Origin of the sequence: Nonomuraea sp. NPDC050556 (genome assembly GCF_044457355.1) — a bacterium.
Lineage (GTDB): Bacteria > Actinomycetota > Actinomycetes > Streptosporangiales > Streptosporangiaceae > Nonomuraea.
This window is the reverse complement of the sequence record NZ_JBITGU010000007.1, coordinates 247969-270014: the sequence shown is the minus strand read 5'-3', so window position 1 is coordinate 270014 and position 22046 is coordinate 247969. Positions and strand designations below refer to the sequence as shown.

At 70.1% G+C, this 22046-nt stretch carries 22 protein-coding genes; 14 read left to right on the top strand and 8 right to left on the bottom strand.

Features of this window, described 5'->3' with window-relative positions; genetic code table 11:
* Positions 1-17: 17 nt before the first annotated feature.
* Positions 18-878, top strand: coding sequence for a LysR family transcriptional regulator (locus tag ACIBG8_RS51530; RefSeq protein ID WP_397350870.1), 861 nt, complete (start codon positions 18-20; stop codon positions 876-878).
* Here the strand turns inward: ACIBG8_RS51530 and ACIBG8_RS51525 are convergent.
* Together ACIBG8_RS51525 and ACIBG8_RS51520 are read right to left on the bottom strand one after the other, a co-directional pair.
* Positions 871-1548 carry a DNA alkylation repair protein gene (locus ACIBG8_RS51525; protein ID WP_397350738.1) on the bottom strand — a complete coding sequence of 226 codons (678 nt, stop codon included), beginning with the start codon at positions 1546-1548 and terminating at the stop codon, positions 871-873. The two genes, ACIBG8_RS51530 and ACIBG8_RS51525, sit on opposite strands and share 8 nt — an antisense overlap.
* Complete coding sequence (locus ACIBG8_RS51520; RefSeq protein ID WP_397350737.1) at positions 1545-2213, bottom strand: TetR/AcrR family transcriptional regulator; 669 nt, start codon at positions 2211-2213, stop codon at positions 1545-1547. The genes ACIBG8_RS51525 and ACIBG8_RS51520 overlap by 4 nt, the downstream gene beginning before the upstream one ends.
* A gap of 77 nt (positions 2214-2290) precedes the next feature.
* On the opposite strand from ACIBG8_RS51520, the gene ACIBG8_RS51515 reads away from it, so the two are divergent.
* Positions 2291-3430 (top strand): acetyl-CoA C-acetyltransferase, encoded by a 1140-nt coding sequence (locus ACIBG8_RS51515; protein WP_397350736.1) that lies wholly within the window; start codon positions 2291-2293, stop codon positions 3428-3430.
* Between the two features lie 12 nt (positions 3431-3442).
* Positions 3443-4225 (top strand): DUF3800 domain-containing protein, encoded by a 783-nt coding sequence (locus ACIBG8_RS51510; protein ID WP_397350735.1) that lies wholly within the window; start codon positions 3443-3445, stop codon positions 4223-4225.
* Here ACIBG8_RS51510 and ACIBG8_RS51505 read toward each other — a convergent pair.
* Both ACIBG8_RS51505 and ACIBG8_RS51500 read right to left on the bottom strand, forming a co-directional pair.
* Positions 4143-4628 carry a hypothetical protein gene (locus ACIBG8_RS51505; RefSeq protein ID WP_397350734.1) on the bottom strand — a complete coding sequence of 162 codons (486 nt, stop codon included), beginning with the start codon at positions 4626-4628 and terminating at the stop codon, positions 4143-4145. The genes ACIBG8_RS51510 and ACIBG8_RS51505 overlap by 83 nt on opposite strands.
* Before the next feature lie 68 nt (positions 4629-4696).
* The gene (locus ACIBG8_RS51500; protein ID WP_397350733.1) at positions 4697-5680 is read right to left on the bottom strand and encodes a LacI family DNA-binding transcriptional regulator; all 984 of its coding nucleotides are present in this window, start codon (positions 5678-5680) and stop codon (positions 4697-4699) included.
* Positions 5681-5796: 116 nt separating this feature from the next.
* Here ACIBG8_RS51500 and rhaI point away from each other — a divergent pair, with 116 nt between their 5' ends.
* The 9 genes from rhaI to ACIBG8_RS51455 all read left to right on the top strand — a co-directional run bounded on the left by rhaI (position 5797) and on the right by ACIBG8_RS51455 (position 16593).
* Positions 5797-6930: an L-rhamnose isomerase gene (gene rhaI / locus ACIBG8_RS51495; RefSeq protein ID WP_397350868.1), complete on the top strand. Its 1134-nt coding sequence runs from the start codon at positions 5797-5799 to the stop codon at positions 6928-6930.
* Positions 6930-8921, top strand: coding sequence for a bifunctional aldolase/short-chain dehydrogenase (locus tag ACIBG8_RS51490; protein ID WP_397350732.1), 1992 nt, complete (start codon positions 6930-6932; stop codon positions 8919-8921). Before rhaI ends, ACIBG8_RS51490 begins: the two co-directional genes overlap by 1 nt.
* Positions 8918-10213 (top strand): rhamnulokinase family protein, encoded by a 1296-nt coding sequence (locus ACIBG8_RS51485; RefSeq protein ID WP_397350731.1) that lies wholly within the window; start codon positions 8918-8920, stop codon positions 10211-10213. The genes ACIBG8_RS51490 and ACIBG8_RS51485 overlap by 4 nt, the downstream gene beginning before the upstream one ends.
* A 4-nt stretch (positions 10214-10217) precedes the next feature.
* Positions 10218-11558 carry an alkaline phosphatase D family protein gene (locus ACIBG8_RS51480; RefSeq protein ID WP_397350730.1) on the top strand — a complete coding sequence of 447 codons (1341 nt, stop codon included), beginning with the start codon at positions 10218-10220 and terminating at the stop codon, positions 11556-11558.
* 44 nt (positions 11559-11602) lie between these two features.
* Positions 11603-13087: a glycoside hydrolase family 3 N-terminal domain-containing protein gene (locus tag ACIBG8_RS51475; RefSeq protein WP_397350729.1), complete on the top strand. Its 1485-nt coding sequence runs from the start codon at positions 11603-11605 to the stop codon at positions 13085-13087.
* 86 nt (positions 13088-13173) lie between these two features.
* Complete coding sequence (locus tag ACIBG8_RS51470; protein ID WP_397350728.1) at positions 13174-13647, top strand: carboxymuconolactone decarboxylase family protein; 474 nt, start codon at positions 13174-13176, stop codon at positions 13645-13647.
* Between the two features lie 23 nt (positions 13648-13670).
* Positions 13671-14363, top strand: coding sequence for a pentapeptide repeat-containing protein (locus ACIBG8_RS51465; RefSeq protein WP_397350727.1), 693 nt, complete (start codon positions 13671-13673; stop codon positions 14361-14363).
* Between the two features lie 59 nt (positions 14364-14422).
* Positions 14423-15421, top strand: a complete 999-nt coding sequence (locus ACIBG8_RS51460) for a hypothetical protein (RefSeq protein ID WP_397350726.1) — start codon at positions 14423-14425, stop codon at positions 15419-15421.
* A gap of 221 nt (positions 15422-15642) precedes the next feature.
* Complete coding sequence (locus tag ACIBG8_RS51455) at positions 15643-16593, top strand: NAD(P)H-dependent flavin oxidoreductase (protein WP_397350725.1); 951 nt, start codon at positions 15643-15645, stop codon at positions 16591-16593.
* 24 nt (positions 16594-16617) lie between these two features.
* Here the strand turns inward: ACIBG8_RS51455 and ACIBG8_RS51450 are convergent, their stop codons facing one another.
* The 4 genes from ACIBG8_RS51450 to ACIBG8_RS51435 are packed head-to-tail and all read right to left on the bottom strand — an operon-like array spanning position 16618 to position 20009.
* Positions 16618-17655 carry an NAD(P)H-dependent flavin oxidoreductase gene (locus ACIBG8_RS51450; protein WP_397350724.1) on the bottom strand — a complete coding sequence of 346 codons (1038 nt, stop codon included), beginning with the start codon at positions 17653-17655 and terminating at the stop codon, positions 16618-16620.
* Positions 17652-18371 (bottom strand): CoA-transferase subunit beta, encoded by a 720-nt coding sequence (locus ACIBG8_RS51445; protein ID WP_397350723.1) that lies wholly within the window; start codon positions 18369-18371, stop codon positions 17652-17654. The genes ACIBG8_RS51450 and ACIBG8_RS51445 overlap by 4 nt, the downstream gene beginning before the upstream one ends.
* Complete coding sequence (locus ACIBG8_RS51440; protein WP_397350722.1) at positions 18355-19272, bottom strand: CoA transferase subunit A; 918 nt, start codon at positions 19270-19272, stop codon at positions 18355-18357. The genes ACIBG8_RS51445 and ACIBG8_RS51440 overlap by 17 nt, the downstream gene beginning before the upstream one ends.
* Positions 19273-19277: 5 nt before the next feature.
* A complete protein-coding gene (locus tag ACIBG8_RS51435) occupies positions 19278-20009 on the bottom strand; it encodes an enoyl-CoA hydratase family protein (protein ID WP_397350721.1) in 732 nt (243 codons plus the stop codon).
* Positions 20010-20055: 46 nt separating this feature from the next.
* On the opposite strand from ACIBG8_RS51435, the gene ACIBG8_RS51430 reads away from it, so the two are divergent.
* Both ACIBG8_RS51430 and ACIBG8_RS51425 read left to right on the top strand, forming a co-directional pair.
* A complete protein-coding gene (locus ACIBG8_RS51430) occupies positions 20056-21045 on the top strand; it encodes an SDR family NAD(P)-dependent oxidoreductase (protein ID WP_397350720.1) in 990 nt (329 codons plus the stop codon).
* 46 nt (positions 21046-21091) lie between these two features.
* Positions 21092-22003 (top strand): SDR family oxidoreductase, encoded by a 912-nt coding sequence (locus ACIBG8_RS51425; RefSeq protein WP_397350719.1) that lies wholly within the window; start codon positions 21092-21094, stop codon positions 22001-22003.
* Positions 22004-22046: the final 43 nt, after the last annotated feature.

Here is a 22046-nt window from a genome sequence, read left to right as displayed (position 1 = left end):
ATCTATTGGTGACGCTTATGCTCCGCGAGATCCAGGCCTTCACGGCCGTGGCCAGGCACCTGAGCTTCTCCAGGGCGGCGGCGGAGCTCGGGCTGTCCCAACCGGCGACCTCGCAGGCGATCGGCAGGCTCGAACGCTCCCTGGGAGTGCGGCTGTTCGACCGGACCAGCCGGGAGGTGCGCCTCACCACCCAGGGCTCGGCCCTGCTCGGGCACGCCGCGGCAGTCCTGGACGCGACGGCCGCCTTCCAGGCGGAGGGGGTACGGCTGGCCAGGCCGAGCATTCGCCTGGCTTATCCATCCCTCGTCGGCACCCTGGCCGCGCGGCTGGCGAGGCGGCTCGCGCCGCAGATCACCGTGGAACTCGCCGTAGCGGGCAGGAGCGCGGCGGTGGGCGCGCTGGCGGCGGGGGAGGCGGGCGCGGCGATCCTCGGCATCCCCGCGCCGCCCGAGTTCACCACGGCAGCCAGGTTCCACGTCACCGTCGACCATCTGGCGCTTCCGGCAGGCGACCCGCTCGCAGGCAGCCCCAGGCTCAGACCCCAGGACCTGGGCGGCCGGGAGCTGCTGCTGCCCCGCAACCGCGCGACGGGCGGCGCGTGGGCACGGCTGGCCGCGCTCGTCCCTGGCCGCCACCGCATCGTGGCCGACGACCTGGACGACTTCGCGGCCGCCCTGGACCTGGTGGCCGCAGGCGCGGGCGCACTGCCCACTCCGGCCCTGGTGGTGAGGGCGGTACGCCGCGACGACGTCCGCTTCGTACCGCTGGACGCGGGAGAGCTGCGACTGGCGTACGGGCTGGCGTGGTCGAAGGAGCGCGAAACCCCAGAACTCCTCGCCCTGGTACAAGCCGTACAGGAGGCGCTATGGACTAGATGACGAGGTTCTTCAGGGCTTCGCGCCTGCTCAGGCCGCTGATGCCCTTGGCCTGGACGTAGCGGACGACCTCGCTCGGGTTGACCTTCGCGTACTCGCGCAGGGCCCATCCGATCGCCTTGCGGGCGAAGAAGTCGTTGTCGCTCAGGCTCGGCTCGATGCACGCGTAGAGCAGCGCCGTGTCGGTGCGCTCCTTGAAGCGGTTCTGCGACAGGATCGACGTGCGCCGCTTCCACAGGTCGTCGCCCTGCGCCCACTCGAGCATGAGCGGGCGCATCGAGTCGGGAAACGCGGCCAGCAGCCCGCCGACGCGGTGCGTGGCCAGCTCGTCCACCAGGTCCCACCACGCGCCCGTGACGATCATCTCTTCGTACATCGGCACCGTGTAGAGCGTCTGGAAGTCGCGGTAGTAGCGGAACCCCGACAGCTCGATCGCCGCGTAGCGCTCCTCGCGGAACTCCGCCTCGCGCCACAGCTCCAGCACCGCGCGCCGCCACGCGGGCGCGCCGTCCAGCCGGTGCTCGGCGAAGACGCGGCGCAGCGCCGCCTTGCGCGGCCCCGCCTGCACCCCCAGGAACGGCATGGCCGACTTCATGTAAGCCCGCATCGCCGGGGCCTTGTCGGGCTCCGCGATCTCCCGCAGTGCCAGCTGCACCGCCTTGCGAAGGCTCATCCCTTGTGGGAGCTGCGCTCGCCCGTGGCCAGACCGTCGAAGAGCACGGTGATGTAGTGCTCGGCCAGGCCGGTGGTGTTGAGCCTGCCGCCGGGACGGAACCAGCGCACGGCCACCCAGATGGTGTCGCGGATCATGCGGTAGGTGAGCTTGGGGTCGACGTCGGCGCGGAACTGCCCGACCGCCATGCCCGCCTTGATCTGCTCCACCCACATGCGCTCGACCTCGTCCTCGGCCTTGACGAGGTAGTCGAAGCGCTCGAACTGGCGCAGGTAGTTCCAGTCGTTCTGCATGACGGTGATGGCGGCGCGGTGCGGCTCGAGCGTGCCGAAGCCGATGCGCACCATCTCCGACAGCACCTCGCGGGGCTCGCCGCCGGACTCCAGCGCCACCCGGTAGCGGGCGACCAGGTCGTCGAGGAAGGTGGAAAGAACCTCGTCGACGATGGTCTCTTTTGAATCGAAGTGGTGGTAGAGGCTACCCGACAGGATGCCCGCCTCATCGGCGATCTCCCTGACGGTCGTAGCCTGGAAGCCCTTGCGCGCGAACAACTCCGCGGCGAGCTTGACGAGATGGTCACGGCGCTCGGAGGCCGACCCCGATGAGGTCGTGCGGCGTTTGGGCGGGGTGGCCGTCGCGCCGCCGGAGTTCTTTCGCGTTGTCACAGGTCCCATTATGGCCCTTGCGCAATCGCTTGTTCACCGAACACATTGCTAACCAAGCGCTTGCTACGCTATGCGGCATGAATGAGGCGTACATCGTCGGAGCGGTCAGGACCCCCGTGGGTCGCAGGAACGGCGGCCTCGCGCGGGCCCACCCGGCGGATCTGGGCGCGCACGTGCTCAACGCGCTGGTCGAGCGCACGGGCGTGGATCCGGCAGCAGTGGAGGACGTCGTTTTCGGGTGTGTCGACACCGTCGGGCCGCAGGCCGGGGACATCGCGCGGACGTGCTGGCTGGCGGCCGGGTTACCCGAACATGTCCCCGGGGTGACGGTCGACCGGCAGTGCGGGTCGTCGCAGCAGGCGGTGCACTTCGCCGCACAGGCGGTCATGTCGGGCACCGCGGACCTGGTGGTGGCCGGTGGGGTGCAGAACATGAGCATGGTCCCCATCGCCTACGCGATGACGGCGGGACAGCAGCTCGGCTTCGCCTCGCCGTTCGCCGGGTCGAAGGGCTGGGAGAAGAGGTACGGCACGCAGGAGCTGTCGCAGTTCCTCGGCGCCGAGCAGATCGCCGCAAAATGGGATATTTCACGACTTCAGATGGAGCAGTTCGCCCTCGAATCCCACCAGCGGGCGATGAAGGCGGAGTTCGGGGCGGAGATCGCTCCCTATGAGGGCGTCGCGGTCGACGAGGGGCCCAGGCCGGACACCACGCTGGAGAAGATGGCCGGGCTGAAGACGCTGGTCGAGGGTGGCAGGCTCACCGCCGCGCTGTCGTCGCAGATCTCCGACGGCGCAGCCGCGCTGCTCATCGCCTCGGCCGACGCCGTACGGGCGCACGGGCTGACCCCGCGCGCCCGCATCCACCACCTGTCGGCGCGCGGCGCCGACCCGATCATGATGCTCTCCGCCCCGATCCCCGCCACCGCCCACGCGCTGGCCAAGACCGGCATGACCATCGACGACATGGACGCGGTGGAGATCAACGAGGCGTTCGCCTCCGTGGTCCTGGCCTGGCTGAAGGAAACCGGCGCCGACCCCGCGCGGGTCAATCCGAACGGCGGCGCCATCGCCCTCGGCCACCCCCTGGGCGCCACCGGAGCGCGGCTCATGACCTCCCTGCTGCACCACCTGGAGCGCACCGGAGGCAGGTACGGCATGCAGACGATGTGCGAGGGCGGTGGCCAGGCGAACGTCACCATCATTGAGCGAATCTGATATAGCTGCCAAATGGTGGAAATCGCCTGCGACGAGTCAGGGTCAGAGGGCGACAAGCTCATCGGCGGGAACACAGCCGTGTTCGCGCACGCCAGCGTGGTGCTCAGCGTCGAGGTGGCGGCCGCGTGCGTCCAGGAGGCCAGGGACAGGATCCGCTCGCCCGCCACCGAGTACAAGGCCAACCATCTGCTGCGCGAGAAACACCGGGCTGTCCTGGTCTGGCTGCTGAGCCCGGACGGCCCGATCAGCGGCCACGCCCGCGTCTACCTGGTGGACAAGGCCTACTTCGCCGCGAGCAGGATGCTCGACCTGCTCGGCAGCGACGAGGACAGGGCGCGCTTCCACACCGAGGGCATGCGCGACCCAGGGTGGACGGAGTTCCTGGGCGCGTTCAACGACCTGGTCAGAGGCAGGGGGTCGATGGAGGAGGTCGGCGGCCTGCGCAGGCAGGACGTCGAAGGCGCCTCCCTCGACCCGCTCGTCCAGGCGATCTCCCGCGCCGTCGAGGCGTGGGGCGCGCGCAGCGTCGTGCACGACCAGACGAACGCGCTCACCCCGTCGCGGATGGCCGAGCTCGTGGAACGGCACGGGCTGACCGGGTTCAGGCAGGTCGACTCGCAGTCGGACGCGCGGATCCAGGTGGCCGACTTCCTCGCGGGCACCGCGCGCAAGATCGCCGAGGAGGACCTCCACGGGCGCGGTGACCCGGAGCTCACCCAGCTGCTGCGCCCCTTCGTGGATCCGTGCTCGGTCTGGCTCCGTGGTGCCGTTTCTTCCGCTTCTTCTTGTCCTTGACCGGCCGGTGCCCGTCCGGCGGCCCGGCGGAAGCGGTGGACTCCACCGGCTCGCCCACGAGAACGGGCTCGAACGTGGGGTTGGCCTGCACCTGCACCTGAGGCGTGGGCTTGGCCGTAGGGGCGACCGTCGGCGTGTGCTTGTGCGTACGGCGGGGCTTGGCCGAGAGCGGCACCTTCGCATCCTGCGCCGCGCTCGCCCCCGTGTCCGTGGGGAGCGGCGTGGAGACCGGTCGTGAGGAGATCGCGGCGGGCTGCAGGACGGGCTCGGCGCTGGGCCACTCGGCCGCGCTCCAGCCACCGCCCACCCGGATCCCGGCGATCATGATGGCGGACGTGGCCAGCATGAGACACCCCGTGAGCGCCACCGCGACCTTGAGTGCGCTGCGCTGCCGCGAAGTCACCGTCCGAACCCCCATCTCGACAAGGTCCGGAGCAGTCTATGCGGCAAATGACGGTCAATGCCGCAGAGCTACCGGGTCGACTCCCTGACCACGAGCTCGGGCTGGAAGAGGATCTGCTGGTGGGCGTGCGCCTCGGGGTTCTCGCACTCGTCGAGAAGGAGCTCGGCCGCGACCCGGCCCAGCCGTACCGTCGGCTGGCGGATCGAGCTGAGCGACACCACGGAAGCCGAGGCGAAGTCGATGTCGTCGTAACCGATCAGCATCACGTCGTCCGGCACCTTCACCCCGCGCTGGAGCAGCGCCCGCAGCACGCCGAGCGCCATCAGGTCGTTGGCGCAGAAGATCGCGTCGGGCAGGTCGTCGACGAGCTGCTCGGCCGCCTCCTGACCGGCCCTGGCGGTCATCGCGGCCATCCGGATCTCGCGCAGCGGCGGCAGCCCCTGCATGGCCCGCTCCGCGCCGATCCTTCGCTCCCTGCACTGCCTGATCGTGGCCGGGCCGGTCACGTAGGCGATCTGCCTGGCGCCCCGCTGGACCAGGTGTGACACGGCCAGCTCACCGCCGACCACGTCGTTGACCGCCACCGAGCACAGGTCGGGACGGTCGGCCGGGTGGTCGACGAGCACGACGTTGATGCCGCGCTCGCGCAGCACCTCCAGCGGGCCTGGGTCGTCGCTGGAGGGGGTGATGAGCACGCCGCGCACCCGCTGCTCGGCGAACAGCCGCAGGTGGCGCTCCTCCTTGCGCTTGTCGCTCGAGGAGTTGCCGAGGATCACGGCGAAGCCGTGCTCGCCCGCGACGTCCTCCACCCCGGCCGCGACGTCGGTGAAGAAGGGGTTGCCTATGTCGAGGACCGACAGGCCGAGCGTACGGCTGTGCCCGGCGCGCAGGGTCGAGGCCGAGCCGTGCCGTACGAAGCCGAGGTCGCGGATGACCTGCTCGACGCGGATCCTGGTGGCGCCGGCCACCTTCTCCGGCCGGTTGAGCACGTTGGAGACCGTGCCGGGTGAGACGCCCGCGCGGGCGGCGACGTCCTTGATGCTCACCGTCATGGAAGTCGATTAAAACGTATCAGCCCTACCAGGCGCCACATGCCACTCTCCTGCGCTCCCTCTTGCCGTCGAACGATAAGAACGTTTTAATTCCGTCCGTGACCACTTTGACGGAAATGCTGCGGGCGCAGCACATCGAGACGCCCTCGTGGGCCTACGGTAACTCGGGAACGCGTTTCAAGGTGTTCGCCCAGCGGGGCGTTCCGCGTGATCCGTACGAGAAACTCGCGGACGCGGCCCAGGTGCACCGGTTCACCGGGGTGGCGCCCACGGTGGCTCTGCACATCCCGTGGGACCGCGTCGACTCCTACGGTGACCTGTCGGCCTATGCCGAGGACCAGGGGGTGCGGATCGGGGCGATCAACTCCAACGTCTTCCAGGACGACGACTACATGCTGGGCAGCGTCACCCATCCCTCGCCCGAGGTCAGGCGCAAGGCGCTGGGCCATTTGCTGGAGTGCGTCGACATCATGGACGCCACCGGCTCCGACACGCTCAAGCTCTGGTTCTCCGACGGCACCAACTACCCGGGCCAGGACGACATCAGGGCGCGCCAGGACCGGCTGTTCGACGCGCTGGAGAAGGTCTACGAGCGGCTCGGCGAGGGTCAGCGGTTCCTGCTGGAGTACAAGCTGTTCGAGCCCGCCTTCTACGCCACCGACGTGCCCGACTGGGGCACCGCCTACGCCCACTGCGCCAAGCTCGGCGACAAGGCGCAGGTCGTCGTGGACACCGGGCACCACGCGCCGGGCACCAACATCGAGTTCATCGTCGCCTTCCTGCTGCGGGAGGGGAAGCTGGGCGGATTCGACTTCAACTCGCGCTTCTACGCCGACGACGACCTCATGGTGGGGGCGGCCGACCCGTTCCAGCTGTTCCGGATCATGTCGGAGGTGATCGCGGGCGGCGGGTACGGACCACACGTGGCCTTCATGCTCGACCAGTGCCACAACATCGAGCCGAAGATCCCCGGGCAGATCCGCTCGGTCATGAACGTGCAGGAGGCCACGGCCAAGGCGCTGCTCATCGACCGTGCGGCCCTGGCCACGGCCCAGCGTGAGGGTGACGTGCTGGGCGCCAACGCCGTTTTCATGGACGCTTACAACACCGACGTCCGCCCGCTCCTGGCCGCCACCCGCGAGGAGATGGGCCTGGACCCCGACCCGATGGCGGCCTACGCCCGCTCCGGCTACTTCGAGAAGATCTGCGCCGACCGGGTGGGCGGCGCCCAGGCAGGCTGGGGGGCCTGATGCACATCCAGCACCTGCTCGACCGCTGCCACACCCTCGGCTCGGACCCGCGCAACACCAACTACGCCGGAGGCAACGCCTCGGCCAAGGGCCTCGCGCCGGACCCGGTCACCGGGACGGACGTCGAGCTCATGTGGGTTAAGGGCTCGGGCGGCGACCTGGGAACGCTGACCGAGGACGGTCTGGCCGTACTCCGCCTGGACCGCCTGCGCGCGCTCATCTACGCCGGTGACGACGACGCCATGGTCGCCCTGTTCGACTACTGCCTGCACGGGCGCGGCGGCGCAGCCCCGTCCATCGACACCGCCATGCACGGACTGCTCGACGCCGCGCACGTGGACCACCTGCACCCGGACTCGGGCATCGCCATCGCCGCCGCCTCCGACGGCGAGGAGCTGACCCGCCGTATCTATGGCGACCGCGTGGTGTGGGTGCCGTGGCGCCGTCCCGGTTTCCAGCTCGGTCTCGACATCGCCGCCATCAAGGCGGCCAACCCGCGGGCCATCGGCTGCGTCCTCGGCGGCCACGGCATCACCGCCTGGGGCGACACCTCGGAGGAGTGCCAGGCCCGGTCCCTGGAGATCATCCGTACGGCCGAGCAGTATCTCGCCGATCACGGCCGCCCCGACCCCTTCGGCCCCGTCGTGCACCCCACGCTGGAGGAGTCCGAGCGGCTGGAGCGCGCGGCCGAGCTGTTTCCGCTGCTGCGCGGGCTGGCCTCGACGGACGCGCCGATGGTCGGCCACTACACCGGCTCCGACGTCGTGCTGGACTTCCTGTCGCGCGCCGAGCACCCGCGCCTGGCCGCGCTGGGCACGTCCTGCCCCGACCACTTCCTGCGTACCAAGGTCAGCCCCATGGTGCTGGACCTGCCCGGCTCGTCCCCCCTGGACGAGGTCGTGGAACGGCTGCGCGAGCTGCACGCCGCCTACCGGTCGGACTATGCCGCCTACTACGAGCGGCACGCCCTGCCCGACTCGCCCGCGATGCGGGGAGCCGATCCGGCGATCGTGCTCGTGCCCGGGGTCGGCATGTTCTCCTTCGGCAAGGACAAGGAGACCGCCAGGGTGGCGGGCGAGTTCTACGTGAACGCCATCAACGTGATGCGCGGGGCCGAGTCCGTGTCCACCTACGCGCCGATCCCCGAGTCGGAGAAGTTCAGGATCGAGTACTGGGACCTGGAGGAGGCCAAGCTGCGCCGCCAGCCCGCCCCGCGCCCGCTGGCCACCCGCGTCGCGCTGGTGACCGGGGGAGGGTCGGGCATCGGCGCCGCCACGGTACGCAGGCTCGCGGCCGAGGGCGCGTGCGTGGTCGTCGCGGACCGGGACCTCGGCGCCGCGGAGAAGGTGGCGGCGGAGGTGGGCGGCCTGGCCGTACTCATGGATGTGACCGACGAGGGGCAGGTGATCGCGGCCCTGCGGCGGGCGGTGATGGCCTTCGGCGGGGTGGACCTGGTGGTCAACAACGCCGGGCTGTCCCTGTCCAGGTCGCTGCTGGAGACGTCGGTGGACGACTGGGACCTGCAGCACGACGTGATGGCGCGAGGCTCGTTCCTGGTGTCCCGAGAAGCAGCCCGGATCATGATTTTTCAGGACATGGGTGGGGACATCATCTACATCTCCTCCAAGAACGCCGTCTTCGCCGGACCCAACAACGTCGCGTACGGCGCGGCCAAGGCGGACCAGGCGCACCAGGTCAGGCTGCTCGCCGCCGAGCTGGGCGGCTCCGGCATCCGGGTCAACGGGGTGAACCCCGACGGCGTCGTCCGCGGGTCGGGCATCTTCGCCTCTGGCTGGGGCGCCAACCGCGCGTCCGTGTACGGCGTGCCGGAGGAGGACCTCGGCGCCTTCTACGCGCAACGCACGATACTCAAGCGCGAAGTGCTCCCCGAGCACGTGGCGGCGGCCGTCTTCCACCTCACCCAGCTCACCCACACCACCGGACTGCACATCCCGGTGGACGCCGGTGTGGCAGCGGCGTTCCTGCGGTGAGGTTCGCCGCCGTCGACCTCGGCGCCTCCAGCGGGCGGGTGATGGTGGCCGAGATCGGTCCGGACACCCTGGAGCTGCGCGAGGTGCACCGCTTCGCGAACGTGCCCGTCCGCGCGGGTGGCACGTTGTACTGGGACATCCTGCGCCTCTACCGCGGCGTGCTCGACGGGCTCGCCGCTGCCGGGGACGTGGACGGGATCGGCGTCGACTCCTGGGCCGTCGACTACGGGCTGCTCGACGAGCGAGGTCAGGTGCTCGGCAACCCCGTCCACTACCGCGACAGCCGTACCGACGGCCTGTCCACGGGGGCGGGTCCCGAGCTGTGGGCGCGGACGGGGGTGGCGGCGCAGCCGTTCAACACGCTCAACCAGCTCGCGGCCGAACCGCGGCTGGGGCTGGCCAGGCATCTGCTGCTCATCCCCGACCTCATCGCCTACTGGCTGACCGGGGAGATCGGCGCTGAGCTCACCAACGCCTCGACCACGCAGCTCCTCGACGCCCGGACCAGGCAGTGGGACGCCTCGCTGGCCGAGGGGCTGGACCCGGCGATCCTTCCGCCGCTGCGGCATCCCGGGGAGCGGATCGGGCTCTTCGGCGATGTTCCGGTGCTGGCGGTCGGGTCGCATGACACGGCGTCGGCGGTCGCGGCCGTGCCCGCGCTGGAGCCTGGCTATGCCTACATCTCGTGCGGGACGTGGTCGCTGGTCGGGGTGGAGACGCCTGAGCCGGTGCTGAGCGAGGAGGCCCGGCTGGCGGGGTTCACCAACGAGCTCGGCGTGGGGGGAGGGGTGCGTTTCCTGCGTAATGTGACCGGGTTGTGGTTGCTGCAGGAGTGCATGCGATCGTGGGATCGTGCCGACCTGGAGTCACTGGTGGAGGCGGCTGCTGAGGAGCCCCGCCGATCCATCATCGACGCCAATGACCCGAAATTTCACCCGCCGGGGGACATGCCGGGGCGGCTGGCCGAGGCGTGCCGTGCCTCAGGGCAGCCCGTGCCGGAGACCCCGGCGCAGATCGTGCGGTGCGTGCTCGACTCGCTCGCGCTCGCCCACCGCGACGCGGTCCGCGACGCCCAGCGCCTCACCGGGCAGCGGATCGGCGCCGTGCACATCGTCGGCGGCGGCTCGCGCAACCGCCTTCTCTGCCAGCTGACCGCCGACGCCTGCGGGCTGCCGGTGATCGCCGGGCCGGTGGAGGCGACCGCGATCGGCAACGCGCTCGTCCAGGCGGGAACCGGTGGGCGCGAGCTGGTCCATCGGACCCAGCGGCTCGCCAGATTCGAGCCACTATAGGGACATGGCCAACCTCTTCACGCTGGGTGTGGCATCGGGGGAGCCGTCGCCCGACGGCGTCATCCTCTGGACCCGCTTAGCCGCCGACCCCCTCCACCCAGATCCGGTCAGACCGGGCAACATGCCCAACCGGCCGGTCGAGGTCCGCTGGCAGCTGGCCAGGGACGAGCGGTTCACCTCGATCGTCAAGGAGGGCGCGACCCAGGCGCAGCCCGCCTTCGCGCACAGCGTGCACGCCAGGGTCGACGGGCTCGAACCGGGCACCGACTACTTCTACCGGTTCAGGACGGGCAACGAGCTCAGTACGGCCGGCCGTACCAGAACGGCGCCGGCCGAGAGCTCCACCCAGCCCGTGCGCTTCGCCGTGGCCAACTGCCAGCGCTACGAGCACGGTTTCTACACCGCGCTGCGCCACCTCGCCGACGAGCGCCCCGACGTGGTGTTCTTCGTCGGCGACTACATCTACGAGCTCCCGCAGGCGCAGCACCCGGTGCGCCCGCTGGAGCGCACCGGCGAGACGACCACGCTGCACCACTACCGCCTGCGCTACTCCCGCTACCGGACCGACAGGGACCTTCAGGCGGCGCACGCGGCGGCGCCGTGGATCGCGACGTGGGACGACCACGAGGTGGTCAACAACTACGACGGCTCCGCGGCGTTCCGCGCCCGCCGTACGCTCGCCTACCAGGCCTACTACGAGCACCTGCCCCTGCGGGTCCGGCCCGCTGCCGGTGATCTGCAGATGTTCCGCAGGCGCACCTACGGGCAGATCGCCGACTTCATGGTCATGGACTCGCGGCAGTTCAGGAAACCGCACGACATGCTCGGCCCGGCGCAGGAGGAGTGGCTGCTGTCGCGGCTGCGCACCAGCCCGGTGAAGTGGAAGGTGCTCGTCCAGGCGCTGTTCTTCGCCCGCAGGTTCGTCCCTGGCCCCGCGCCGAACCTGCGCATGGACGCCTGGGACGGTTTCCCCGAGCAACGCGCGCGCATCCTCGGCCTCCGCACGCCCGGCCTCGTCGTGCTCAGCGGCGACGTGCACAACAACTGGGCGAGCGACCTCAAGGCCGACTTCATGGACCCCGCCTCGGACACGCTGGGCGCCGAGTTCGTCGCCACCGCCGTGACCAGCAATCCTTCGCCCGTCGACAGCCAGGCGGTGCTCGCGGCCAACCCGCATCTGCGCTTCTTCGACGGCCACCGCGGCTATCTGGCGGGTACGGCGAGCGGCACGGAGTTCCGCGTCGCCTACCGCGGAGTGGACTTCGTCGACAGGAAGAACGCCCCCGTCCGGACGATCGCCGAGTTTGCCACGGAAGGCGGTGGAATCAGGCGCGTTGACGTTTGAAAATGCCTCTAGCAAATAGGAAACTTTCCTATTAGATTTCGGGCATGCCTAAGCCTGGCCTTGACCTGCTCCGCCTTGCCGACTCCGTGTTGCTCCCGGGTTTCGTGGGAACGTCGCCGCCCGACTGGCTGCGCCGCCGCCTGGGTGACGGACTGGCCGGAGTGGTGCTGTTCTCCCGCAACATCGTCACGCCGGCGCAGGTCGCGTCGCTGACCGCGGCGTTGCGCGCGGAGAACCCGGCCGTGCTGGTCGGCGTTGACGAGGAGTCCGGCGAGGTGACCAGGCTGGAGGTGGCCACCGGCAGTACCAGGCCGGGCAGCTACGCGCTCGGCGTCGTCGACGACGTCGAGCTGACCGAGGCCCTGGCCGCCGACCTCGGCGCCGACCTGGCCGCCGTCGGGGTCACGGTCAACTTCGCGCCCTCGGCCGACGTGAACTCCAACCCGGACAACCCGGTGATCGGCCTGCGCTCCTTCGGCGCCGACCCGGCGCTCGTGGCCAGGCACACGCGCGCCTTCGTGCGCGGACTGCAGTCCGCCGGGGTGGCCGCGTGCGCCAAACACTTCCCCGGGCACGGCGACACCGCCGTCGACTCCCACCACGGTGTGCCGATCATGGCGGGTGACATCGAGGAGGCGCTGCTGCCCTTTCGCGCCGCCATCTCCGAGGGCGTGCGGTCGGTGATGACCGGGCACCTGCTGGTGTCCCACTACGACGCCTCGACCCCGGCGACGCTGAGCCCGCACATCCTCACCCGGTTGCTGCGGGACGAGCTCGGCTTCCAGGGCATGATCATCACGGACGGCATCGAGATGGCGGCCGTGTCCGGTCCCTACGGCATCGGCGGCGCTTCGGCGCGGGCCATCGCGGCCGGGGCGGACGCGATCTGCGTGGGCGGGGAGCGGTCGGACGAGGCGGTGGCCATCGAGGTGCGCGACGCCATCGCGCAAGCCGTACTCGAGGGGTGGCTGCCGGAGGAGCGGCTCGCGGACGCGGCCAAGCGCGTGGGCGAGCTCGGCACGTGGACCAGCTCCCGCGCCCCTGGCGCTGCCTCGGCGCTGGACGGCGAGGTCGGCCTCATCGCCGCGAGGCGCGCCGTGCGCGTGACGCGCCGGTCGAACGCCCCCGTACTGCCGCTGACGGTGGCCCCGCGGGTGGTGGAGCTGGCGCCGGAGATGAACCTGGCCATCGACAAGGGCACCATCTGGGGCGTGGGCGCCCCGCTGTCCGCGATGCTCCCCGGCACCGAGGTGACCCGCCTGACCTCGGCCGAGAGCGGCGGCCCCGCGCTGGAGAAGCTCCTGCAGGAGGCGGCCGGCCGCCCGCTGGTCATCGTGGCCAGGGACGCGCACCGCTACCCGTGGCAGCTGGCCGCCCTCCAGCACCTGCTCAGCGCCCGTCCTGACGGCGTGGTGGTGGAAATGGGCCTGCCGGAGCGCAGCGACCTGGGCGCGGTGCACATCGCCACATACGGCTCCGCTATGGTCTGCGGTCGAGCCGCCGCCGAAGTCCTCATCGGCACGGCGTGACCTACGTCACAACTGAATTTGTCACAGCTCGTCGGGGCTATCCCGTCTGAAGGGTGTAGCCACCGACAATGTAAGGAAAGTGCACCATGGACGCTCGTTTGAACCTCTTCACCAACGCCGTCGCAGGCAAGGTCCTCAAGCACATCATCTCGGCCAACAAGGTGATCGCGGGCTCGACGCTGCCGCACGAGACGATGGAGCTGGTGAAGCTCCGCGCCAGCCAGATCAACGGCTGCGGGTTCTGCACCGACATGCACAGCAAGGACGCGGCGGCGGCGGGCGAGACCCAGCAGCGGCTCAACCTCGTCGCCGCCTGGCGCGAGGCCACGGTGTTCACCGACGCCGAGCGGGCCGCGCTGGAGCTGGCCGAGCAGGCCACCCGCATCGCGGACGCGGCCGGTGGCGTGCCGGACGAGGTCTGGGCCAACGCCGCCAAGTACTACGACGAGGAGCAGCTCGGCGCGCTGGTGTCGGTCATCGCCCTCATCAACGCCTTCAACCGGGTCAACGTCATCGTCCAGCAGCCCGCCGGCGACTACCAGCCCGGCATGTTCGGATAGCGAATTCGCCCTATGCTCACACGATGGATCTGAAGCAGGGGCGCGTTTTCGACGGGGTCGACTTCTCCAGGGCGGTGCTCACCGACGCTCTCGCGGGCGACGGTGAGCCCTACCTGTTCAAGAACTGCGACTTCACCGAGGCCGAGCTCTGGGGCGCCTCCCTGGCCGGCGCCCGCTTCGAGTCGTGTGTCCTGGAGCAGACCGACTTCAGGCGGGCCGACCTCGACGGCGCCACGTTCGCGGGCGGCGGCGGGCTGCGGACCAGATTCACCGACGCCGATCTCATCGACGCCGCCTTCACCGACGTGGACCTGTCGGCGGCCACGTTCGGCGGGGCCGTGCTCACCGACGTCTCCTTCGAGGGGTGCCGCATGATCGGCACGGTGCTGACCGGCTCCCGGGGCACCGGCTTCTCCGTACGGCGCAGCAATCTCACGCTCGCCAACCTCGGCGGCTGCTCCCTGCGCGGCCAGGAGATCCAGGGGGTGCGGTTCGACGACGCGGACCTTTCCGGCTGCGACTTCACCCAGGCGACGCTGACCGACTGCCGTCTCATCGGCACCAAGATCCTGCGGACCATCTTCACGAAGGCCGACCTGCGCGGCGCCGACCTCGGCCACCCCGACGACGACAAGCTCAGAGCGCTGTCCGGCGCGGTCATCAGCCAGACCCAGGCCGCCCAGATCCTGGCGGGCCGCGGCATCACTGTGGTCTAAATCCGACAAATACCCCTTAAGGTCGTGTCCAGGTAAAAAACCGACCAAAGGGGAAAATCTTGCGTAAGCGTGTGCTCGCCGGGGTCCTGGCCGCGGCCGTCGCCGGGAGCGTCCTGGCCCCCGCAGGTGCGGCCCTGGCCGACCAGTCGTCCGTACGGCACGCCGACCTGCAGGTCGGTGGCCTGACCGCGTCTCCGGGCACGGTCACCCTGCCCAGGAGCGGCACCACGACCGTCGAGCTGCGCGCCCAGGTGCGTAGCTCGCGCGACCTGGAGAAGGTCGTGGTGGACGGGCGTGACTTCCGGCGTACCGAGATGGTCAAGCTGGAGCGCACCGCGGGCCCCAACGGCACCTACTCGGCCAGGATCTCGCTGCCCGCCGATGCGCGTCCGGGGGAGTGGCGGTTCTCCGTCGAGGCCACTGACGCGCGTGGGCGCACCGAGGGGGCTGACGGCAGCTTCACCGTCAAGCGTGCGGCGAGCGCCTCGCCTCGGGTCACCGGCATCGACGGGCCCGATCGGGTCACGGTCGGCAAGCACGGCGCCAAGGTCCGTATCACCGCCGAGGTGACGAACGACCCTGGCCGGGTCACGATCGTCAGGGACGGGCGGGCTGTCACGCTGGAGCGGGTCGGTGAGGAGACGTACCGGGGGTACCTGTCGCTGAACGCGGGCACCAAGCCGGGGCCCGCTCGTTTCGAGGTCCGCGCGTATGACGGCTCCGGCGAGGTGGCCAGCGCCAGGTCTGGTTCTGTGGTGGTGCGCAAGGCCACCACGATCAGGTTCAGCGCCTCCCACAAGGGGGGTTCCGTGGTCGGCAAGGGGACCCTCAAGGGCGTCAGGTGGTACGGCTACGCGGGGGTGCGGGGCGCCAAGGTGGAGATCCTGGTGAAGAAGTCGGGCACCGGTCGTTACTCGCATGTCAGGACTGTTACTACCAAGCGTGGTGGCTCGTTCAAGGTGAGCGTGCCGTTCAAGTACGCGGGCAAGTGGAAGGCCGTCTTCGCCGGCAACGGCGACTACGCCCCGAAGGCTTCCCGCGCCGACCGCGTCGCCTAACCCTTCCGAGGCGGGAGCCCCCAGCCCCTCCCGCGCACCCTGACCCGCGCCTCTCGCCTCGCGAACCCCGCCCTCTTCAGGTCGTCCCCCGCTCCTCCGTCCTCCGAGTCTCCCCGCCAAGATGACCTGGCTGGGAGCAGGGCTGCCGGGCCAAGCTGGAGGGGTGGGCTGCCGGTCGGGCTCGTGGGTGGGGCGGGAGGGCCGGGCCGTACGGTCTTCTTATGACGCTTTCTACGGCCTTCACCCGCATGATGTCCGTACAGCATCCGATCGCGCTCGCCCCCATGGGCGGGTGCGCCGGAGGAGCCCTGGCCACCGCCGTCTCCAACGCCGGCGCGTTCGGCATGGTCGGCGGCGGCCCCGGCGACCGCGCATGGCTCAGCCGCGAACTCCCCCTGGTCACCACCGACAACCCATGGGGCATCGGCTTCCTGACCTGGTCGGCAACCCCCGACCTGGTCGCGTGGGCACTGGAGTACGGCCCCGCAGCCGTCATGCTCGCCTTCGGCGACCCCGGCCCCCTCGCCGGACTCGTCCATGAGGCAGGAGCCAAGCTGATCATCCAGGTCACCAGCCTCGACGAGGCGAGACGCGCCATGGACGTGGGCGCCGACGTGATCGTCGCGCAGGGCAGCGAGGCGGGCGGCCACGGCGGCCGGCGCGGCACCCTGCCGTTCGTCCCCGCCGTGGTCGACCTGGTCACCCCGACCCCGGTTCTGGCCGCGGGCGGCATAGCCGACGGTCGCGGAGTGGCGGCCGCCCTGGTGCTGGGGGCGGCCGGAGCCCTGGTGGGCACCCGCTTCCAGACCAGCCACGAGGCCCTGGTCGCGCCCGAGGTCGTCAAGGCCCTGCTCGAGAGCCGCGGCGAGGACACGGAACGCAGCCGGATCCTGGACATAGCCCGAGGATCGTCGTGGCCCGCCGAGTACACCGCCCGCGTCCTGCGCAACCCGTTCCTGGACAACTGGCGCGGCCGAGAAGACGAACTCTCCCAGGACCCCACAACCCAGGCGACCTACCGAACCGCGGCAAGCCACGGCGACCTCGACGTGATCTCGGTGTGGGCAGGCGAGGGCCTCGACCTCATCACCACCTCGACCCCAGCCGCCGACACCGTCACCGACCTGGTCGAGGGCGCAGAACGCGCCCTGGCGTCCGCCGCCCCTCGCTAGCACCCCATCACATCCGGCAGCGGCCTAGCTGCCTTGGTGTTGCGCCAGCCGTTCAAGGACCGTCTCCGCCTCGGTCATGATCCGGGTGATCAGCTCGTCGCACGAGGGCAGGTCGGCCAGGGCGCCGACGACCTGGCCCGAGGCCATCACGCCGAGGTCGGCCCTGCCGTCGACCATCGCGGCGCGCAGGAGGATCGGGGTGTTGGCCGCCTGGAGCACCTGGGCCCAGGTCAGGTCGCGGCCGTGCTTCATGCGCCGTCCCTCGCGGATCAGGGACGCCCAGGACAATCCCGACAACCGTTTGAAGCGGGCGCTGTTCATGACGGCTCGGAGCAGGCGCGAGCGTTCCAGGGAGTCGACGAAAGGGGTACGGAGAACCCGGTGCGGAACGCCGTCCACGCGGGTGGTCACCAGGGTTTCTGCTGCGGCCAGATATGTCTCTTTGACCGCCGATGGGACCGGGGAGTCCGTGGTGAGGAGGAAGCGGGTGCCCATGGCGATGCCTGCTGCGCCGTACGCGAGCGCGGACACCAGCCCGCGGCCGTCGTAGAAACCCCCCGCGGCGATCACCGGGATGTCCACCGCGTCCACGACCTGCGGGAGCAGGATCGAGGTGGGCACGGGGCCGGTGTGGCCGCCGCCCTCGCCGCCCTGGACGATCACCGCGTCCACGCCCCACGCGGCCACCTTCTCGGCGTGCCGCCGCGCGCCGACCGACGGGATCGTCACCACGCCCGCGTCCTTGAGCCGTGCGATGAGCTCCTGCCTGGGGGCGAGGGCGAACGAGGCGACCTTTACCTCGTGCTTTATCAGGACTTCGACGCGTTCGGCGGCGTCGTCGGCGTCCGAGCGGAGGTTGACGCCGAAGGGGGCGTCGGTGCGTTCCCGCACCGAACGGATCGCTTCGGTCATCTCGTCCAGCGACATCGTGGCGGACGCGATGATGCCCAGGCCGCCCGCTCGCGAGGTCGCGGCGGTCAGGCGGGCGCCCGCGACGTAGCCCATCCCGGTCTGCACGATCGGGTGGCGGCAGCCGACCAGGTCGGTGAGCGCGGTTCTCAAGCCACTTCCTTGTCGCGCAGCCCGTCCGGGTCGAGCACCTCGCGGAGAATGCGCGCCTCGTCCTCGGTCGGCCCGCGGGTCTCGGGCACCTCGGCGGGGATCTCCAGGGCGAACCCGGTCGCGGCGATCACCTCGTCGACGGTCACTCCGGGATGAACCGAGGCGAGCCGCATGGTGCCCGTGGGGGTGGCGAAGTCGAGAACCGCCAGGTTCGTCACTACTCGGCGCAGGTCGTAGGCGTCGGCCGTACCGACTCCGGACACCATGTCGACCTTTTCCACGAAAACGCGGGGCGTGTGGCGCGGGATCCAGTAGCTCGTCGGGTTGCACCGCGTGTTCCCCGGCGCGCCGCGCACTCCGAGGAGCTGGGATTTCGGTTGTGCCCAATCTCCGATGCAGGAGATGTTGGTGTTGCCGAACCGGTCGATCTGGCTGGCGCCGAGCATCACGTGCCTGCGCCCGTTCAGCACCAGCCACAGGTGATCGCGGAAGGGCAGCCACCCCTCGATCACCTCGGGCGTACGGCCGAGCGGCGGGACGTCGCCGGTCAGCAGGCAGACGCCGTCGTGGGTGATCAGCTCCGGTTCGAACGTGAGCCGGGCCAGGCGGGCCGCCAGCACGGTGACCGCGCCGCCGATCCCGGCCGCGAGGATCTCCCCGTCGCCCCTGAACGCCTCGGCGCAGGCGACCACGCAGACGTCAGCCCTGCTGAACACGGCGCACCTCGTTCTGGTAGTCGGCCTCGTCGCCGCTGAGGAACCGGTCGCGGAACTCCGGCCACGGGGTTGTCGCGTAGAGGCGTTGGAACGCCTCGTCGCGGCCGTAGTCGGGTTCGCAGGTGGTGAAATGTGCGCCGTTGGGGGTCTCGACCACGCCGGTGACCATGGATCTGCTGATCAGCAGGGACTGCACCGGGCCCTCCTTGGTGAGGTCGGCGGTGTCGACGATGCGCTCGCAACTCACGTAGGTGGATGTAGCGGCCTTGGCGTACAGGTCGTCGAAGTAGGGATCGGGGCCGAGATACTGGGCGTTGCCCCGGTTGTCGGCCCTGTGCAGGTGGACAAGTGCGACGTCCATCGTCAAGGCGGGCATCGCGATCAGCTCTTCACCATCCTCGTACGGCTCGCCGTTTCTGCTTGGCTCGCCGTTTCTGCTTGGCTCGCCGTCTCTGACCGGTTCGCCGTTTCTGACCGGTTCGCCGTTCTTGTAGGGGGAGCGGATCGTGCGTAGTGACGGGTTGACCCGCATCACGTCGGAGCCGAGCCCGGCGCGCGTCGGCAGGAACGGCAGCCGGTGCGCCGCCGCGAGCAGGCCGAACATGAACATGCCCTCGTCGTACTCGGCGAACTCGATCGTGCCCTGCTGCCTGGCGGTACGGAAGTGTGGCTCCAGGGGGATCGTGTCGAGGGTGGCGAACGGGGCGATCACCTTGCGTACCTTTCCGGCGGCGCAGAGGAGGCCGACGTCTGCTCCGCCGTACGAGATGATCGTCAGGTCCTCGACCGGGGACCGCAGGATCCCTCTGACCAGGGCCATCGGCTTGCGGCGCGAGCCCCAGCCGCCGATGCCGATCGTCATGCCGCTCTCCAGCGAGCCGACGACCTGCTTGATGCTCATCACCTTCACCTGGTGAACCTCTCCCTGTGCTCGTCTCCGGCGCCCATGAGGTTCAGCTCGAAGGTGAACCCCTGCTCGAAGCGGTAGCTGCGCTTGACGTCCACGGGGTCGATGCCGTTGAGGGACTCCTTGGCGCGGCGGATGACATAGGGGTCCTTCTCCGCGATCTGCGCGGCGACCTCCAACGCGGTGTCGCGCAGCTTTTCGCGACTTGTCACCTCAAGGACGGAGCCGAAGGTGTGCAGTTCCTGGGCCGTGACGTTCCTGCACGTGTAGACCATCGCGCGCATCAGGTGTTGCGGCACGAGCCTGGCCAGGTGCGTCGCTGCGCCGAGGGCGCCGCGGTCGACTTCCGGCAGGCCGAAATAGGCGTCGTCGCTGGCTATCACGATGTCGGCATTTCCCACCAGACCCACCCCACCGCCGAGGCAGTAGCCGTGGACGGCGGCGATCACCGGGACCTCGCAGTCGTAGATCGCCGCGAAGGCGGCGTAGCAGCCGCGGTTCGCGCCCACGAGGGCGGTGTGTCCCTCGGTGCGCTGCATTTCCTTGATATCCACCCCGGCGTTGAAGCCACGGCCCTCGGCGCGGAGGACGACGACCCTGGTTTCCAGGTTCTCTCCGGCTTCTCGTACGGCTTGCGCCAGATCGTGCCAGCCTTGCACCGGTAGGGCGTTCACCGGCGGCGTGTCCATGACCACCTCGGCGATCGGCCCGGCGCGTAGCGTGATGCCCATCCTGCTCCCTAGTTGCACCTAACGCTTGCTTGGTACGGTAGCACCCGTGACTGTGACTTACGACTACACCGGCAAGGTCGTCCTGGTGACGGGCGGCACCAAGGGGCTGGGCGCAGGCATAGCCGCCGCCTTCGCCGCGGCGGGCGCCGAAGTGATCATCTGCGCCCGCACCGCCCCCGAGGGCCATTCTCCGGCGAGTCATCCGTCCGGCGATCCAGCCCATCCCTCGGTGGGTCATTTGTCCGGCGATTCCCCCCATCCCTCGGCGGATCATCTGTCCGGGAATTCCCCCCAGCCTTCAGTGGGTCGTCTGTCCGGAGATTCCCCCCTTCACGAGAGCTCCGACCCCGTTTACGCAAACTCTGGGCTTACGGCAGGCCAAGGGGCCCCCACCCCGCGCACGGGGCTGGGGGCCTCCAGGGACACGGCCGCTGACCCGCTTGGGGCTGGCCGCCGTAACGTCCGGTTCGTCCAGGCGGACGTCCGCGACCCCGACGACATCGAACGCCTGATCGCCGGGCTCCCACGCCTCGACGTGCTGGTCAACAACGCGGGCGGCGCGCCGTACGCCCCGATCTCGGAAACCTCCCCCCGCCTCCACGCCCGCATCATCGAGCTCAACCTCACCGCCCCGCTGCTCCTTTCGCAGGCCGCGTATCCGCTCCTGGCGTCATCCACCGGCGCCATCGTGATGATCGGAAGCTCCAGCGGGGTCAGGCCGTCACCAGGCACCTCCGCCTACGGCGCGGCCAAGGCGGGATTGCACCATCTGTCCGCCTGCCTCGCCGCAGAGTGGGCGCCGCACGTCCGCGTGAACACCGTCGTCGTCGGACTCGCGCGGACCGAGGCGGCAGCCAGCCATTACGCCCCCGGCGCCGACGCCACCATCCCGGCCGGGCGGATGGCGCTCCCCTCGGACGTCGCCGAGGCGTGCCTGTGGCTGGCCGGGCCGTCCTATGTGACCGGGGCGCAGGTCCTGGTGCACGGGGGTGGCGAAACCCCCGCGTGGCGGTACCTTTCCGAACATGATCGCTGATGTCGATCTCTTTGCTCACTGACCGGGGACCTTTGATGGAGGCCGTATGAACGGGATGTGCGACGGGCGCGTGGTGATCGTGACCGGGGCGGGGCGAGGGATCGGCAGGGAACACGCGCTGGAGTTCGCCAGGCAGGGGGCGCGCGTCGTGGTCAACGACCTCGGCACCGGGCGCACCGGTGGCGGCCGGTCGGGCGGGCCGGCGCTGGAGGTCGTCGAGGAGATCCGCGACCTGGGCGGGCAGGCGGTGGCCAACAGCGACGACGTCGCCGACTGGGACGGCGCGGGGCGGCTGGTCAAGACGGCGGTGAGCGCGTTCGGGCGGTTGGACGTGCTGGTGAACAACGCCGGGTTCGTCCGCGACCGCATGCTGGTCTCGATGACCGAGCAGGACTGGGACGAGGTCATCCGCGTCCACCTCAAGGGCCATTTCCTCCCTTTACGGCATGCGGCGGCGTATTGGCGAGAACGCTCCAAGGCGGGGGAGCCCGTCGCCGGTCGAGTGATCAACACCTCGTCGGGCGCCGGGCTGCTGGGGAGCGTCGGTCAGGGCAACTACTCCGCCGCCAAGGCGGGCATCGCGGCGCTGACGCAGGTGGCGGCGGCGGAGCTGGGGCGGTACGGGGTCACGGTCAACGCGATCGCCCCGGCGGCTCGGACCCGGATGACGGAGGAGGTGTTCGCCGCCACGATGGCGGCGCCGGAGGACGGCTTCGACACGATGCACCCGGCGAACGTGGCACCGCTGGTGGTGTGGCTGGGATCGGGCGAGTCGGGACACGTGACGGGGCGGGTGTTCGAGGTGGAGGGCGGAACGATCTCCCTGGCCACAGGGTGGCACCACGGCCCAAGCATCGCTAAGGACAGCCGATGGGCGGCGAGCGAACTCTCCGACGCCATAACCTACCTCCTGGCCGAAGCCCCCACCCCACCTCCGGTCTACGGAACCTCCACCTGAACACCGCTCAACACGCACTTCCCGGTCACGGGCGGCTCCCCTG